The organism is Type-D symbiont of Plautia stali, assembly GCF_001485335.1.
GTDB classification, from domain to species: Bacteria; Pseudomonadota; Gammaproteobacteria; order Enterobacterales; family Enterobacteriaceae; genus Pantoea; species Pantoea vagans_C.
In genome coordinates, this window is the sequence record NZ_BBOC01000031.1 from 25,530 (window position 1) to 41,012 (window position 15,483).

Annotated in this window: 14 protein-coding genes and 1 pseudogene; 7 read left to right on the top strand and 8 right to left on the bottom strand. The window is 51.8% G+C overall.

The window, feature by feature from the left end; all coding sequences use genetic code 11:
• The first annotated feature begins 90 nt into the window (after window positions 1–90).
• The 3 genes from PSSD_RS11785 (at window position 91) to PSSD_RS11795 (ending at window position 2,684) form a co-directional block, all read left to right on the top strand.
• Complete coding sequence (locus PSSD_RS11785; RefSeq protein WP_058972367.1) at window positions 91–774, top strand: outer membrane protein; 684 nt, start codon at window positions 91–93, stop codon at window positions 772–774.
• Between the two features lie 202 nt (window positions 775–976).
• Entirely contained in the window at window positions 977–1,489 is a 513-nt protein-coding gene (locus tag PSSD_RS11790; protein ID WP_039333416.1) for a GNAT family N-acetyltransferase, read from the top strand.
• 136 nt (window positions 1,490–1,625) lie between these two features.
• Window positions 1,626–2,684, top strand: coding sequence for a YeiH family putative sulfate export transporter (locus tag PSSD_RS11795; RefSeq protein WP_058972368.1), 1,059 nt, complete (start codon window positions 1,626–1,628; stop codon window positions 2,682–2,684).
• A 138-nt stretch (window positions 2,685–2,822) separates the two neighbouring features.
• Here PSSD_RS11795 and PSSD_RS11800 read toward each other — a convergent pair whose 3' ends face one another.
• The 6 genes and pseudogenes from PSSD_RS11800 to PSSD_RS11825 all read right to left on the bottom strand — a co-directional run bounded on the left by PSSD_RS11800 (window position 2,823) and on the right by PSSD_RS11825 (window position 9,296).
• On the bottom strand, window positions 2,823–3,134 hold the full coding sequence (locus PSSD_RS11800; protein WP_058972369.1) for a hypothetical protein: 312 nt from the start codon (window positions 3,132–3,134) through the stop codon (window positions 2,823–2,825).
• A 300-nt stretch (window positions 3,135–3,434) separates the two neighbouring features.
• A complete protein-coding gene (locus PSSD_RS11805; RefSeq protein WP_058972370.1) occupies window positions 3,435–3,695 on the bottom strand; it encodes a hypothetical protein in 261 nt (86 codons plus the stop codon).
• A 135-nt stretch (window positions 3,696–3,830) separates the two neighbouring features.
• Window positions 3,831–5,092: pseudogene (gene umuC, locus PSSD_RS11810) on the bottom strand (translesion error-prone DNA polymerase V subunit UmuC).
• On the bottom strand, window positions 5,092–5,514 hold the full coding sequence (umuD, locus tag PSSD_RS11815) for a translesion error-prone DNA polymerase V autoproteolytic subunit (protein WP_039333427.1): 423 nt from the start codon (window positions 5,512–5,514) through the stop codon (window positions 5,092–5,094). The pseudogene umuC and the gene umuD overlap by 1 nt, the downstream one beginning before the upstream one ends.
• 204 nt (window positions 5,515–5,718) lie before the next feature.
• Window positions 5,719–7,812, bottom strand: coding sequence for a TonB-dependent siderophore receptor (locus PSSD_RS11820; RefSeq protein ID WP_058972371.1), 2,094 nt, complete (start codon window positions 7,810–7,812; stop codon window positions 5,719–5,721).
• A gap of 587 nt (window positions 7,813–8,399) precedes the next feature.
• Entirely contained in the window at window positions 8,400–9,296 is an 897-nt protein-coding gene (locus PSSD_RS11825; RefSeq protein WP_235589216.1) for a LysR family transcriptional regulator, read from the bottom strand.
• Window positions 9,297–9,407: 111 nt separating this feature from the next.
• Here PSSD_RS11825 and PSSD_RS11830 point away from each other — a divergent pair, with 111 nt between their 5' ends.
• Window positions 9,408–10,199, top strand: a complete 792-nt coding sequence (locus tag PSSD_RS11830) for an alpha/beta fold hydrolase (RefSeq protein WP_058972372.1) — start codon at window positions 9,408–9,410, stop codon at window positions 10,197–10,199.
• A gap of 728 nt (window positions 10,200–10,927) precedes the next feature.
• On the opposite strand, the gene PSSD_RS11835 is transcribed toward PSSD_RS11830, so the two are convergent.
• Both PSSD_RS11835 and PSSD_RS11840 read right to left on the bottom strand, forming a co-directional pair.
• Window positions 10,928–11,644, bottom strand: coding sequence for an SDR family oxidoreductase (locus tag PSSD_RS11835; RefSeq protein ID WP_058972373.1), 717 nt, complete (start codon window positions 11,642–11,644; stop codon window positions 10,928–10,930).
• A gap of 23 nt (window positions 11,645–11,667) precedes the next feature.
• A complete protein-coding gene (locus PSSD_RS11840; protein ID WP_058972374.1) occupies window positions 11,668–12,300 on the bottom strand; it encodes a glutathione S-transferase family protein in 633 nt (210 codons plus the stop codon).
• 122 nt (window positions 12,301–12,422) lie between these two features.
• Between PSSD_RS11840 and PSSD_RS11845 the strand changes: the two genes are divergently transcribed.
• From PSSD_RS11845 to PSSD_RS11855, 3 genes are all read left to right on the top strand, one after another.
• A complete protein-coding gene (locus tag PSSD_RS11845) occupies window positions 12,423–13,304 on the top strand; it encodes a LysR family transcriptional regulator (protein ID WP_058972375.1) in 882 nt (293 codons plus the stop codon).
• A gap of 124 nt (window positions 13,305–13,428) precedes the next feature.
• Complete coding sequence (locus PSSD_RS11850) at window positions 13,429–14,196, top strand: enoyl-CoA hydratase/isomerase family protein (RefSeq protein ID WP_058972376.1); 768 nt, start codon at window positions 13,429–13,431, stop codon at window positions 14,194–14,196.
• A gap of 65 nt (window positions 14,197–14,261) precedes the next feature.
• Window positions 14,262–15,398: an alkene reductase gene (locus tag PSSD_RS11855; RefSeq protein WP_058972377.1), complete on the top strand. Its 1,137-nt coding sequence runs from the start codon at window positions 14,262–14,264 to the stop codon at window positions 15,396–15,398.
• Window positions 15,399–15,483: the final 85 nt, after the last annotated feature.

Sequence of the window (15,483 nt, forward strand, 5' to 3'; positions counted from 1 at the left end):
TCTACCTGGTTGCCCAGGTAATCAACCGAATTTTTCCCGCGCCCTGCCTTTTCTATGATGCGTTCTCTATTAACAAGGGAACGGATTCATATGAAACTCAAAGCATTTATCTTTGGCCTGCCGATGTTCATGGCTGCAGGAACAGCCGCTGCATCCGACACCAGCGAAGGCTACTACGCTTCCGCAAAATATCTGCAGAGCCAACAACGCGCGAAAGAGATGGATACCAGCGCACGTCCTGGCGTGGGGCAGTTTGTGGCAGGCAATGAAAAGGCCAGCAATGCGGCAGCAGCACTCGCAGCGGGTTATCAATGGGGTAACGGCTGGCGTACAGAAGGCGAATATACCTTTGGTCAGAAATCTGAGTTCACCAGCGGTTCATCCACGTTTGCCACCAGCTATAACCATCTGCAAACTGACGTCCAGCGCCTGATGCTCAACGTGTATCGTGATTATCAAATCGGCTATAACGTGGCGCTGTACGGTACGGCGGGCGTGGGTGTCAGCAAGATTAAAGCGGGCGGCTGGCAGGGCAACACCTCACGTCAATATGCTTCCACCACCCAAAACAACCTGACTTACAGCATCGGCGCTGGCATCAGTTATACCCCGATTGAGCAGATCAGCCTGGACCTGGGTTATCGCTATGTGGATATGGGCAAAATTGAAAGCGGTTACAACACTTTCGCTAATGCCCGTGGGTTAAAAGATGAGCAGATGAAGGCCCAGCTGGTGGAAAACCAGTTTGTGCTGGGTGCTCGTTATTTATTCTGATATCCGTTACCAGACCCTGTCGGACGCATCGGCGGGGCTGGTTTTCTCTGTGTTCCGCTAACACCCCGCGCCGATTCAGCATTTCACCAACAGAAATGTTACGTGTTCTGTGTAACAATGTGGTCATAATGTAAAAATAACACATTGAAAAGCCAGCATATGGAGCCTCCAGCTGCGCCAGCATAAACACGGGACATCTGATATGAATTTCACCATACGCAAAGCTCACGCCGAGGATGCGCAACTGCTCCATCAGTTGGGACGCATGACTTACAGCGCCCATTTCAAACATATGTGGGTTTCGGCCGACGAGATGGATGCGTTTATCGATAAAGAATATGGGCTGGCCGTGTTACACAGCAGTCTTGCGGCAGAAAATGAAAGCTGGCTGATTGCCGAGACCGATCACCCCGTGGGCTTCGCTAAAGTAACCTGGAATTCGCCCGTCCCCGATTCTGGCATGACCGGAGCGATGCTGAATAAGCTCTATCTTAATCCTGACCAGACCGGTAAAAACTACGGCAAAATCATGTTTGAGAGCATCATCCGTGAGGCCCGTGACAAGCGCGAAGGTTACATGTGGCTGGAAGTGATGGCGGAAAATGTGCGCGCCCGTAAATTTTGGGAAGCCTTTGGCATGCAGCACATCAAAGATATTCCGTTTGTCACCGCCTCGCAGCGAAGCACGCTGCAAATTCTGGGCATGGTGATCTAATCCCTCTGTTGGCGCTGCGAGTCTGATATTGCTGCGCCATCCCTCCCTTACCACTTATTCAGGTTTGTTATAACGATATAATCAGTTTTTCTTTTAAGCCTCTCCTCCGCATCATAACTGCAACACAGGAGGCGTTATGGCTGATATTACTCTTCAAAAACACTCACACGGCATCGCGCATTTTGCGCCCGGTTTGCTGCTTACCGCTGTTATTGCACTGGCAACTGCATGGTTCGGCAACGTACCTTCGGTGGCGCAACTCGGCTTAGGTGCGCTGACGCTGGCGATTATCGGCGGGATTATCTTGGGCAACACCCTCTACCCCACCGTGCACGGTCAGTGTGATGCTGGCGTGCAGTTTGCAAAACAGAAACTGCTGCGTCTCGGCATTATTCTTTACGGCTTTCGGCTGACTTTTCAGCAGGTGCTGGATGTGGGTGTAAGCGGTGTCGTCATTGATATCCTGATGTTAACCAGTACCTTTACCCTCGCCTGCTGGCTGGGGCGTAAGATACTGAAACTGGATCGTGAAACCGCGTGGTTGATTGGTGCGGGCAGTAGCATTTGTGGTGCCGCTGCGGTACTGGCAACTGAGCCGGTGATCAAAGCCGAATCATCCAAAGTGGCCGTCGCGGTGGCGACCGTGGTGATCTTTGGTACCGTGGCGATTTTCCTTTACCCGCTCATCTGGCATAGCGTCTCTCCGCTGCTGCCAGGTGTCAGTCTGAGCGAATTTGGTGTTTACACCGGCTCAACCATGCATGAAGTGGCGCAGGTGGTTGCCGCTGGGCACGCCATCAGTGGGGAAACCGAGAACGCGGCAGTGATCGCCAAAATGTTGCGCGTGATGATGCTGGCGCCGTTCCTGGTGGTCATTGGCTTGATGATGCGTCGTACCTCACCCGTCACTGGCGGCGAGAAACAACGCATTACCTTCCCTTGGTTTGCACTGGCGTTTATCCTGGTGGCGCTGTTCAACTCTGCGCATCTGATCCCCGCTTCCGCTATTGCGATGATCAATCAACTGGATAACGTTTTACTGGCGATGGCGATGGCCGCTCTCGGCCTGACGACCCATATCAGTCAGTTGAAAAGAGCCGGTTTACGCCCGCTGCTGTTAGGGCTGATGCTGTTTATCTGGCTGATTGTTGGTGGCGGTGCGATTAACCTCGCGGTGCATCACTTCTTGGGGTAACCCATATCAGGAGCGGGGGAGAAGAGTATTTTCATGTCGGTGCGCATCAATGCGCACCCAACGAAAAACCACATCCATTCTTGTAGAGTCGCCATTAATGGCGACCGATTATTGCTCAACGTTCACGCTATTCTCCCCTTACTGGCGAAAATGTTTGCGCGAGTAGATGGCGGTTTGCCTGCGGCTTTTAATGCGGAATTTGGCATGCGAAATCACCGTCATCCACTTCGGATCGACCTTATTGGTCAGATAGATATTTAACTCGCTCAACAACGCTTCCCATTGTTTAGCCTGCCAGATTTTATCGCTACCGAGCGTCTCTTTCATTTGTTGAATAAGGTGATCCACTCTGGTTTTCACTTCGTTCAATGTTTCTCCAGCCTGATGGGCTGCCGCTAATTTCCGGATCTCGGTGGCGTAATAATTGATATCGATTTCGTTCTCGCGCACGCGAACCTCTGCTTATTATTGGTCCATTTTATTACAATAACTCAACTACTCGGGTTAACATAATCGGCAGAACCTTTCGCCGCTTCGCTATTATCACACATTCGTTGTTTTATTCTGCGGCACAGCGCAATGCTGAGGTCACGATGAAATAAAAATGCCGCCCATCAATGGCGGCTTAAGTGCATTTTCGGAAAACCTTGAAACTGGGTTTCATTATTTTTTCGAATTCCTTACGTAATACTGAAACTCACGCTATCTGAGCGCCAAGCCTCGACTGGCGTGCCTTGCGGCAGTTCTGACTTACGCTTTTATGGTGAACGCTAATTCGCTGAGCTTTTGATATTCCTTCGCCAGTTTTTTGAGTTGCGTTGCACGCATCTTATCTGCTCGTGCCAACGCCTCCTCTTCGGTCAACTGAAACTCTTTTTTCTTAAAAAACTGCTCAAAGTTATACTCACGGTCGCGCTGCTGTACAAATACGTCGCCGTCATTTTTAAGCTCACCTTCCGCGATGTAGATGCCCCGGGTTAATGCATATTTTGTTATATAGGCTTTTGTCATACTGTCCTCTCATCATTCTACATCTGATAATTAAAGCAAAAATGCCCATTTTTTTACAGCCCTGACTAAAATTACGGGTCATTCCTGGATTCCCTCTACATTATTTTCTACTCATCTTCTTCTGGTTTAGCAAATCTACTTTGCAACAGGCAAGTCAACATATCGGGTCGTGTAAGCCGGAGATAACATCTCGCGTTTCATCGACCAGGCTTTCTGTATCCCTTGTCCAGCAAACCAAAGATGACCTTTTCCTTTTTATTGATGTCATCTATCACATGCATCAGTGCTTCACTGTTGGCCTGCGGCTGGATGCGATCAAACAGGTCCAGTTGCGCGATGCCCTGACTGTAAAAGTCACCCAACATGACGCCTGCTTTCATATAGCGACATCCTTCCCGCCAGATACGATCTAATGCTTCCAGAGCAACACGAATAATGTCGCGTGTGTCATTAGTCGGCGTCAGCAATGAGCCAATTGCCTGATTACCGTAAAATACTTCACCTTCAGCATGGGGACTGGTGCGAATAAACACGCCAATCTGTCGGCAATACTGCCGCTCTCCACGCAGTTTTTCGGCGGCACGCACGGCATAGTTGCACACGGCCTCTCGCATATCGGCATAGTCAGTGATGCGCCCGGCAAAAGAGCGTGAGCTGATGATCTGCTGTTTGGTTGGCACAGCCTCTTCCAACTCCAGACAGGGCTCACCACGCAGTTCCCGCACGGTGCGCTCCAGCACCACATTGAAATGTTTGCGGATAACCCAGGTACTCTGCTCGGACAAATCTTTGGCAGTGATGATGCCCATGTCGTTCAGTTTTTTACTGATACGACGCCCGACACCCCATACCTCTTCCACCGGCACCAGTGCCAACAGTTTCTTTTGTCGTTCAGGGTTGGAGAGATCCAACACACCACCGGTTTTCGTCCATTTTTTTGCCGCATGGTTGGCCAGTTTGGCCAGGGTTTTGGTGGGCGCGATGCCTACCCCAACCGTCAAATGCGTCTCGCGTTGGATTCGTTCACGGACTTCCCGGCCAAACTCTTCCAGCACACAGCAATTACGCACCCCCGTGAGGTTCATAAACGCTTCGTCAATCGAGTAGATCTCAACAGCAGGCGCCATCTCTTCCAGTATCGTCATCACGCGTAGGCTCATGTCCGCATAGAGCGCATAGTTAGAACTGAACACATGCACGTTATGGCGACGTAGCTCATCTTTGATTTTGAAATAGGGGCCGCCCATACCAATCTTCAACTTTTTGGCCTCAGCAGAACGCGCGATGACACAGCCGTCGTTGTTGCTTAACACGATCACCGGCTTGCCTTTGAGATCGGGTCTAAACACCGTCTCACATGAGGCATAGAATGAGTTCACATCCACCAGCGCGAACATTATTTTTTCAACGTTTTGATGACATGTTGCACAACTCCAAAGATCTCAAACTGGTCTGGGTCAGAGACGGGAATGATGGCGTGTGCGGCATTCATCGGTTTGAGATGCAGGTAAGGCTTCAGCATCAACTGCTTCACCGTAAACTCACCGTCTATGGCGGCCACCACCACATCGCCCTGCTCTGCTCTTAGCGAGCTATCCACAATCAGCATATCGCCGTCACTGATCCCACCTTCAATCATCGAGTCACCGCTGACTTTAATGAAATAAGTTGCGCTGGGATGCGCGACGCAGAGGTCGTTGAGGTCAATACGCTGCTCAACGTAGTCCTGCGCTGGCGAGGGAAAACCACAGGGCACACGGCTGATAAACAAGGGCAAGCTGAGGATGGCGCGGATTTCCGCGGGCTGATAAAACACCATGATGATGGCCTTCAATAATACTGTATATAAAAACAGTATCACCAATCCCCTCGGTTTGATCAACTCAGATCTTGGGGGGTTGTGCAAACCGATTGGCAGGAAAGAAGATTTAGTTTGATCGGCGTTTGACAGTGGATTAACCACCATCCCCCACGGAACAGGCGGTGCCTTAGCGGGCACCGCCTGACGTCAGAGATAACGGTGTTAGAACTCCACGCTGGCGCTGAGCACCAGGTTACGTGTTTCGCCTTCCGCTACGCGCAGATTACCGCCGCTCGAGGTGTAATAATGCTTGTTAAAGATATTGTTGAGATTCAACTGCAGATGCGTTTTTTTACCCAATAGTTGGTTATCCCAGCCAATAAAACTGTCGGCAACGGTATATGCAGGCAGAGTAAAGCTGTTGCTTGGATCGCCCGTGCGCGTGCCCATATAACGCACCCCTCCGCCAAGACGGAAACTGCCCGGCAACAGATTTAAGTGCAGATTATGGCTTAAATAGACCGCCCCGGAATTTCGTGGTGCGTTTTGCAGACGGTTGCCATTATTCGTCGGGTCGGTTTTATCGTTAACAATTTTCGCCTGGTTGTAGCTGTAATTGGCGCTGATATCCCAGTCAGGCAAAATCTCGCCGTTCAGTTCTAGCTCAACGCCGCTGGAGCGGGCTTTATCCACGGCATAGGTTCCCTCGTTTAACGCTAAGGCAACATTGCGCTCATCGATACGGTAAAGCGCAACCGTGGCCAGCAGAGCTGGCGTCATCTGCCATTTACTGCCCACTTCATAGGTTGTGCCCTGTTCCGGTGCTTCGACATCACCGCTGTCATCCGGGTTAGTAGAAGGTGTAAACGATTTACTTAAGCTGCCATAGAAAGAGACGGTCGGTGTCAGCTTATAAATCAACCCGGTTTGCGGCAGGAACTTATTACCTTCGTCGCTGTAAGTCAGTGTGGAATTACTGCCTCTTGATTCACGTTGCTCATAATGCTGATAACGGGCACCGGCGACAGCAGTCCACTGCGAAGTCAGGTCAATACTGTCTTTAAAATAGACGGAACGATTGTGAATGCGGTTGAGCAGATTACTGTCAGCGGTTTTCTCCGTACTGCTGTCAGTGATGGTATCCAGGCCATAGACCGGGTTGCTCAGGGTGAAGTCGTTATTCTTTGTACCGTTATAAGCGTGAGCACGATAGGTTTGGTTCATTTCATAATCAGTGCCGACCACCAGATTATGCACCATGCCAAATATTTCTGGCGTACCAATGGCGTCCCAGGAAACATATTTTGTTTTATGATTAAAGCCACGGAACGCATCCGGACGCCGAGTGACAACACCGGTAGTAGTATTAATGGCGGTGGTGGTCATGGTGTTGCTGCTGTACTTACGTTGGTTCATACCCAGGGTTACGCGAGTCGACCAGGTATCATTAAACTGATAATCCCAATGGGTATTAAATGTCTGATTACGCCCCCACGCTCGGTTCGAATAATCATCCAGACGAGTTTTGTAGCCGATATCAATCGGTTTTCCATCAATAAATGCCGTACCACGGTCGTACGGAATATCGTATTGATAGCTTTCATAGCTGATATAAAAGCTGGCTTTATCGCCATACCATTGTAATGAAGGCGCCAGTAAATTGTGTTTTTCATTACCGTATCCACGCCAGTAGTTCTGCGCTTGCTTCTCAGCAATCAGACGAAAAGCAAAACCATTGCCCAGTGGTCCCGTAATATCAATATTTCCAGCCCCGCCGCCGGTGCTGTTGTAATGCCCACCGACAATGGTGTGCCAGTCATATTGTGGTTTTTTGCTGACGACATTAATCATCCCGCCGGGATTGAGAATACCGTATAACAGCGAGGAGGAACCTTTTAATACCTCGACATGATCCGTAGTCGCATCAAGATTAAGCCCCTGGCTGCTACGAATACCGTCACGGAAAACAGATCCATCAGAGTTTGAACCAAAGCCGCGACGAACAATGCCGTCTTCTGTCTGGCCCAATGTATTCGCTTGCGACGCACCACTGACAAAACGCATAGCGTCGGACACCGTAGTAGACTGATAATCTTGCAGCTGTTTTTGTGTCACGACACTGACTGACTGCGCTTCATTCAGTTTCGACGTCGGTGTTTTACTGGCGACGGAGGTGGTCGGGCTGGAGTATCCATTATCAGCTTGTACCGTTGGTTCAGCAGCGGTAACAGTAAGGGTATTATTATCATCAGCGGCAAAACTGCTGGCTGAAGATAATAATGCACCACTGTAAACCGCAAGCCATATTTTCCCCATGGAATGCTTGCGGCGCTGAGCGGATTTATATTGGCTCATTCTTGACTCTTATCCCCTGAAATTAACACAAACTGTTTTTTATGGTTTGACCCCATCCTGTCATGCTTCCGTCTGTGATTGAGCGGGGTTGCGTGATCGGCAGGTCCGGTATTTTTTTCGAAAAAATGCACATCCAAATGCAAGTGATAATCATTTCATCACGGTTTAATGTAGTAGTAAATATGAAACATTAGCCTTAACACTACAGAACTACGTCATTCATCTTCAGGAAAGAGTGGCACCAGCCATAAAAATAAAATCATTAAATTTCAGTTATTAATGCATTCATTTTTGACGTCTCGCCTCTACAAAGTTGAAAGTAGCAACATTATTCCATTCTATTTACCCCAGTGGAGTCACTACATTTCATTCACGAAAAAACACGGAAGTTAATGATTCTCATTGTCTTTTTGACAGTGATTGACTGGATATAGAAAGAACGCCGAATGCCGCACGGGAGTGAAAGCATCACGACAGATTCAGAGGGGCAAACGCCACTGCATGATGTTCATTGCCTGAAAATAGCGGCTGTCGTTAAACCCATAACGTTATAACGGGGCATCACCTAAGGCTTCAGCAATAAAATCCACAAAGCTGCGCACTTTAGATGGAATACGAATCGCGCTGGGATAAACCGCTTGCAGGGTGAGTTCAGTGGTGCGATATGTAGGCAGAAGGGTTATCAGCCTGCCCTGCGTTATATGTTCGCCAAACACAAAGCTTGGGCCGTACGCAATGCCTGTTCCAGCCAACGCGGCTTCAAGCAGCAGCTGGATGTTATTGGCCGTCATACGGCATGCGCCTTCAATACTGTGTGGCCGGCCTTGGGTGTCATAGATCGTCCAGTCACCTGTTGATACCGCCTGACTAAACGCCAGACGAGGCGCACGGGAAAGTTCCTCTGGCGTCTCAGGTGTACCCTGACGTTGCAAGTACGCGGGTGAGGCACACAACATCATCCTGCAAGGTGCCAGCCGCCGCGTAACGAGCAACGGATCATCAAGACGCCCAACCCGGATAGCCACATCAATGCGGTTTTCCAGCAGGTCTGCGTATTTGTCATCCAGTACCACATCCAGAGTGACTTGCGGAAATTGCTCAAGATAGCGTGAGACGATCTGGCCTAAATGCATGGCACCGAAGGCGACCGGCGCGGCGATGCGAAGCAAGCCTCGTGGAGTGGTTTGAATATCGCTGGCTTCCCGGTTCGCTTCTTCCATCGCCTCAAGAATCGCTTTGCAACGAACGTAATAGCGCTGACCGGCATCGGTCATGCTGAGACGGCGGGTCGAACGCTGTAGCAACCGGACATTTAAATCGGACTCTATCGCGCTGACATGCTTTCCTGCCATGGCAGGCGAAAGCTGAAAACGTCTGGCGGCGGCGGCAAAGCTGCCTTCCTCGACTGCCGCGATAAAGATCTGCATGCTGGTAAATCTGTCCATTAACCTCAACCATTCGATACTCTGGATATCGTCTGTCGATACATTTTCGCTAATTATCATCCACCGAAATCATAATTACCATGACCTCAATTTCCTGAAGAGGTATGAACGATGAAAATGGTAGTGAATGGGATTGGGATTAACGTGCAGCAGCAGGGCAGCGGTGAAATAGCGCTGGTGTTTCTCCATTATTATGGGGGCTCGTCCCGTACCTGGGAGAAAGTGATACATCAGTTACCCGATCGTTACCACACCGTGGCTATCGACCACCGCGGCTGGGGAGAGTCTGACGCACCGACCTCCGGATATCGGATTGCTGATCTTGCCCAGGATGCCGAAGGGGTTATTTCAGCTCTTAAGCTAAAAAGATACATATTGGTGGGGCATTCGATGGGAGGAAAAGTGGCCCAACTGATGGCGTCGCGTCGCCCTGCGGGTCTTGAGGGCCTTATGCTGATCGCGCCTTCCCCACCTGCGCCAATGCGCCTGACCACCGAACAGCGTGAGACGCTAGCCAGCGCCTATTGCAGCCGCGAATCGATCAGCTATGTGATCGATAATGTTCTGACTGCAGGCGCATTAAGTCCTGCCCTGCGTGAGCAGGTTATTGAAGATAGCCTGAGCGCTTCCCCTGGGGCCAAAGAGGGTTGGCCAAACGTGGCGATCAGCGAGGATATTCGCAAGGAAGTCGCTGCGATAACGGTTCCGGTGAAGGTCATTTCTGGGGAACAGGACCGCGTCGATCCTCCCTCGACATTGCAAAGCGATTTACTGCCGCACATTCCACATGCCGCTATGCACATCATCCCCGGTGTTGGACATCTCCTGCCTTTAGAGGCCCCAGAAAAAGTGGCGAGTCAGTTATTAGACTTTATTGCCGCTATTGAGGATGGTGCACAATAGGTCCACAAAGAAAAGCGTGCCGAGAGAAATGATGGTGCTCACTTAAGCAAAAAATGACCCGGTCTGCTGGTGCGCAACTAAATGCATACCCTACGAAAACCCCGCAGGATCGTTGTAGGATTGTCATTGATGCCGCAATGCTCGTCAGTGAAGGACTCAGGCTGCTTATTGATAAGTGGCCTGTCTTTTCTGTGCGGGCTCTGCTGCCACTACTGCCCCCTCTGGGCCGTCCTCCCGCCGCTAAAGCGGTACCTTCGACTTCCACGTCGTGCCGGACGGACCGTTCGCGGATGACCATCCATGGTCGGCCGCGAACTGCCCCACGCCTCCCCGCGTGGGGCTCCTAGCCCAACGTAAAAGTCTCAGCGCTGCGGATAACCCTGAGGGGGCAGCAAAGGCGTCATAGCCTCAGACAATGTGCCCTTTTTAACAACCCGCACTGAAGCTGATGAGCTGGCTGGGGCCGCACCGGGGCTGGCATCCGCAGCGCTGAACGGAGAGAGTCTGCCAGGAGAGCCCGCAGGACGCGGGCGAAAGGTGGCGCTGGAACATGGATGTTCCATCGGCACCGGTCCGTAAGGCAGACGAGTGAAGTGAAGGTACCGCGTAGCGGCGCGAGGACCGCCAGCCCCGGTGCGGCCCCAGACAGCGTTATCGTCAGTCGCTTAACTGATCAGCATTATTCTGGGGGGAACGCTTTATCCCCTATTCCCCCGCATTTTATCTTTTCAGAAAATAAGATTGCCGATCGATGCGCCGCCATCAACATACAATGTTTGCCCGGTCATGAAGGCGGCCTCTTCGGACAGCAGAAAAGTAATGGTCGCGGCAATCTCATCCGGTTTGCCAAACCGATTCATCGGCACGCTCTTCAGATAACGCGCTTCCCCTAGGCTTCCAGGCGGATTATTAGCGCGGAACAACTCCGTTTCTGTCGGCCCGGGCGCCACCGCATTAACGGTGATCCCTGTCTGAGCAAGTTCCAGCGCCCAGTTACGGGTGAAGCTTAGTAGAGCCGATTTAGCGGCTGCATACGCGGTTCGCTCAACACTGCCGAGCACGGTAAGGCTGGAAATATTGACGATGCGTCCCCAGCCCCGCTCTCTCATACCGGCGAGAATGGCCTGCGTTCCCTGGATTGCCGGGTAGAGATTCACTCGCATCACATCCTCGAAAGCGGCTAAATCAACCTCACCTAAGCGCTGCGGTTTAACCAACCCCACATTGTTCACGATGCCATCAAAGGTGAAACGCTGACTGAGCTGGTCAAACACCTTCTGCGTTTGATTGGTGTCTGCCAGGTCTGCGCTAATCAAGGTACCCGGAAAATCATCGCGGGTTGCTCGGGCAATGCCCACCACCTGGTGGCCCGCGTTCGCGAGGCGATGCGCCAACGCCAGGCCAATGCCTTTACTGGCGCCCGTAATTAAAAACGTTCTCTTCATCCTTTCCTCCGATTAACAATCATTTATTGTGGAGCAAGCGCGTTAACACGTTCGATAGCGCGCTGCACCGCTGGCCGGGCCGCCATCTCATCGAACCATCGGGCAACATTAGGTGCATGCTCAAAGCTTACTCCAGCGAACTCACGGCGCCACAACCAACCAAAGTGCGCAATATCCGCAATGGTCATCTCTTCTCCCGCCACAAAATGATGATCGGCCAGCACCTTATCCAGCACGTTCAGAGTACGAGCCGCTTCAGTGGTAAAACGCTGGATCGCCAGCGGCTGCGGCTCGGATGCCTGACGCTGAAAGAACCCAGACTGACCAAAGGCTGGCCCCAACCCGGAAGCATGGAAGAACAGTTGTTCAAATACGCGCGCCCTTGCCTCACCAGAAGCCGGTAACAGCTTGCCAGTTTTCTCGGCAAGATAAACCAGGATGGCCGCTGATTCCGTCAGAACGAAGGGTTCGGATGCGGCCTCGCTATCAACCAATACCGGGACTTTGCCGTTAGGGTTCAACGCGATAAATTCGGCTGACTTCTGTTCGCCTTTGCGCACATTCACCGCATGTAAAACATAATCAAGACCGAGTTCTTCCAGTGCGACAGGCACTTTAATGCTGTTGGGTGTGGCAAATGCATAGACATCCATCATGGTGAATCCCTTATCAAAATTTTGCCGGGCCAGCCCCGACAACGTGATCCGGATATTGGCTGGCGCCAGTCAGGAATGGTAGATATGCTTCTGGGATAACATCTATTCTTTTGAGGAATGATATGGATCGCTTTCAGGCCATGGCCACCTATATCCGCGTGGTGGATACCGGCTCCTTCTCTGCTGCGGCCAGACAACTCAATGTCGGCCAGCCTGCGGTATCTAAAATCGTTGCTCAGCTGGAGTCGCGCTTACAAACCCGTTTACTGACCCGCTCGACCCATGGTCTGACCCCCACCGAAGCCGGACAACGCTATTACGAACGTGCACTTACCGCCTTGCAAGAAGCCGACGAAGCTGAACTGGCCGCCAGAGGGGCTGGGAAAGGGTTATCCGGTAAATTACGGCTTTCCGCCGCCACAACTTTTGCCAGGCTGCATATCATCCCTCAACTCCCTCGGTTTCTTGAGGAGCACCCGGAACTGGATGTCGATGTCATTCTTGATGATCGGGTGATTGATCTGATTGCCGAAGGTATCGATGTGTCACTGCGCATGGGAAATTTACCTGACTCCGGTGTAGTGGCACGCAAGTTGGCTACGGGGCCGCGGTCGGTGATGGCGACACCGCAATACCTCGCGATAAAAGGGGAACCCAAAACCCCGGCTGATTTAGTCGAACATGAGGCGGTGCTGTATAACCCGCAGCCCAGCGTCTGGTCGTTCACCTGTCAGGATGCGGTGGTCTCTACGGCATTGCGTGGCCGTATTCGGGTGAGCGCCGCAGAAGGACAACGCGCTGCCGTCCTCAGCCATATGGGATTATGTATTGCTTCCGACTGGATGTTTGCGGATGAGTTAAAAAACGGGACGGTGCAGAAAGTCCTGACGTCATGGCAACTGCCTGACATCGATCTATGGGCAGTCTTTCCTCATGGCCGACTGGCGAGTGCTAAAGCACGGCAGTTCGCTGGCTTTGTCGAATCCATCATGGCGGAGCAGTGAAAACACCCCATTCCTTAGCGGAATAGGTGTTATCTAATTTCGCGGCGATCCCATTCTTAATGGAATGGAATATTGTTGTTTCACGGCCAGCCACTCCGGACTGGTAACAACAAGGATCGCCACCATGTCAACGTTCGAAACTTATCGCTATAGCTTCCCTAACGCTCACCTGACTCGCAAACCCAACGGTGTGCTGGAAGTCAGATTCCATACCGCCGGTGAGAAACTGGTATTTGATGGCCACACCCATGAGCAGTTCGTGGCCTTATTCCATGCGATTGGCGAAGATCGTGAAAACCGCGCAGTGATCCTGACCGGCTCAGGCGATGCCTTTATGGACGCCATCAGCCCGGAAGGATTCGATTTTTTCAGCCCATTAGGCTTCGACAAAATTCTGCGCGAAGGCAGAAAAGTGCTGAGCAATATTCTGGATATCGAAGTCCCGATGATCACCGCGTTGAACGGCCCGGTTCTGCTGCACAGCGAATATGCGCTGTTGACCGATATCATTCTCGCCACGCCAGAAACGGTTTTCCAGGACAAGCCGCATTTCGAATTCGGCATTGTGCCCGGTGATGGTGTGCACATCTTGTGGCCAGAAGTGATTGGCTCGATTCGCGGTCGCTACTTCCTGCTCACCCGTCAGGAACTGGATGCTCAAACGGCGAAAGACTGGGGTGTCGTCAACGAAATCGTTCCAGCCGATAGCCTGCTGAGTCGTGCCCATGAAATTGCCGACGGCATTGCAGCCCTGCCGCCACTGACCTCTCGCTATACCCGCATCGCGCTGACTCAACGCCTGAAACGTCTGTTAGAGGAAGGTATTGGCTACGGCCTGGCACTGGAAGGCATTAGCGCCGCTCAGGTTGCCCACGCCATGAACACGCAGTAATCACCTCTTAGATTGCTAAAAATTGATGCCGCCAGGGGCTCCTGCGCGGCCACCAGGAGAAGCGTATGCAAACGTTAATGTCACCGGTTACAGCAGGAAAATTAGAGTTAGCTCATCGCGTTGTCATGGCGCCCACTACACGCATGAGAACCGAACAAGGCGGCGTGCCTGGCGAATTGATGATTGAGTATTATCGTCAGCGGGCGAGCCAGGGCGGGCTGCTTATCGCGGAAGCCACAGCAGTTTCGCCTTTCGCCAATGCGTATCAGGATGCCCCCGGCATCTTTACCGACGCGCAACAGGCAGGCTGGCAGCGCGTGGTTGACGCCGTGCACGCTCGCGGCAGCAAAATTATCCTTCAGCTCTGGCACCCCGGTCGCCAGTCACTGCCTGAACTGTCATCTGGACGCCAACCTGTCGCCCCTTCGGCACTTATCGCCAGAGAGACGTATGGCGTTGTCAAAAACGCGCAAGGTGTCTATGAGGGTAAGCTGTTCCCAACTCCACGCGCTTTGGATGTCAGTGAGATTAAAGGGCTGATAGAGGAGTTACGCCAGGCAGCCTTACGCGCAAAATTGGCGGGTTTTGATGGTGTCGAACTCCATGCCGCCAATGGATATTTACCCGAGCAGTTTCTGCTGGATGGCAGTAATACACGCACCGATAACTATGGTGGCTCCCTGGCAAACCGGGCGCGCTTCTTGCTAGAGTCGGTTGCAGCGCTGACGGAGATTTGGGGCACAGGACGCGTTGCCGTGCGTATTTCGCCCAGTGGAATTTATGGCGATATGCATGACAGCAATCCCGGCGCAACATTCCGTTATCTCGCAGAACAGCTCAACCCATTTGATCTGGCTTATCTGCATATTATTGAACCGCGTATCGTGGGGCCGGAAGATCGGGAAGCGGGCTATTATAACGAGCCGGTTGCCAGCCATGATTTGCGCGCATTTTATCAGGGGACCATTATCGCAGCGGGCGGGTTCAAGCCAGGTGATGCAGAAAACATGCTGCAAAATGGCGATGCCGATTTAATTGCCTTTGGTCGCTTGTTTACTTCGAACCCTGATTTGCCGCATCGCATTCGTCATGGCTACCCTTTAGCGGCTTATCAGCGGGAACATTTCTTTGGGGGCGATGATAAAGGATACAGTGATTACCCTGCGTATACGCCATCAACGATGAACGAACCGACAATTTAATAACGCTTCCGCATAATGAAGCCGCTGCGCACAATATCCTTCAGGCACATTGGCCTGCTGCACCTGGCAGGCCATTTTGACGTGT

What these genes read in the sequence shown, in the direction of transcription:
- PSSD_RS11785 (WP_058972367.1), top strand. Translation starts at nt 91, where the DNA reads ATGAAACTCAAAGCATTTATCTTTGGCCTGCCGATGTTCATGGCTGCA.
- PSSD_RS11790 (WP_039333416.1), top strand. Translation starts at nt 977, where the DNA reads ATGAATTTCACCATACGCAAAGCTCACGCCGAGGATGCGCAACTGCTC.
- PSSD_RS11795 (WP_058972368.1), top strand. Translation starts at nt 1,626, where the DNA reads ATGGCTGATATTACTCTTCAAAAACACTCACACGGCATCGCGCATTTT.
- PSSD_RS11805 (WP_058972370.1), bottom strand. Translation starts at nt 3,695, where the DNA reads ATGACAAAAGCCTATATAACAAAATATGCATTAACCCGGGGCATCTAC.
- umuD (WP_039333427.1), bottom strand. Translation starts at nt 5,514, where the DNA reads ATGGTGTTTTATCAGCCCGCGGAAATCCGCGCCATCCTCAGCTTGCCC.
- PSSD_RS11820 (WP_058972371.1), bottom strand. Translation starts at nt 7,812, where the DNA reads ATGGGGAAAATATGGCTTGCGGTTTACAGTGGTGCATTATTATCTTCA.
- PSSD_RS11825 (WP_235589216.1), bottom strand. Translation starts at nt 9,296, where the DNA reads ATGGACAGATTTACCAGCATGCAGATCTTTATCGCGGCAGTCGAGGAA.
- PSSD_RS11830 (WP_058972372.1), top strand. Translation starts at nt 9,408, where the DNA reads ATGAAAATGGTAGTGAATGGGATTGGGATTAACGTGCAGCAGCAGGGC.
- PSSD_RS11835 (WP_058972373.1), bottom strand. Translation starts at nt 11,644, where the DNA reads ATGAAGAGAACGTTTTTAATTACGGGCGCCAGTAAAGGCATTGGCCTG.
- PSSD_RS11840 (WP_058972374.1), bottom strand. Translation starts at nt 12,300, where the DNA reads ATGATGGATGTCTATGCATTTGCCACACCCAACAGCATTAAAGTGCCT.
- PSSD_RS11845 (WP_058972375.1), top strand. Translation starts at nt 12,423, where the DNA reads ATGGATCGCTTTCAGGCCATGGCCACCTATATCCGCGTGGTGGATACC.
- PSSD_RS11850 (WP_058972376.1), top strand. Translation starts at nt 13,429, where the DNA reads ATGTCAACGTTCGAAACTTATCGCTATAGCTTCCCTAACGCTCACCTG.
- PSSD_RS11855 (WP_058972377.1), top strand. Translation starts at nt 14,262, where the DNA reads ATGCAAACGTTAATGTCACCGGTTACAGCAGGAAAATTAGAGTTAGCT.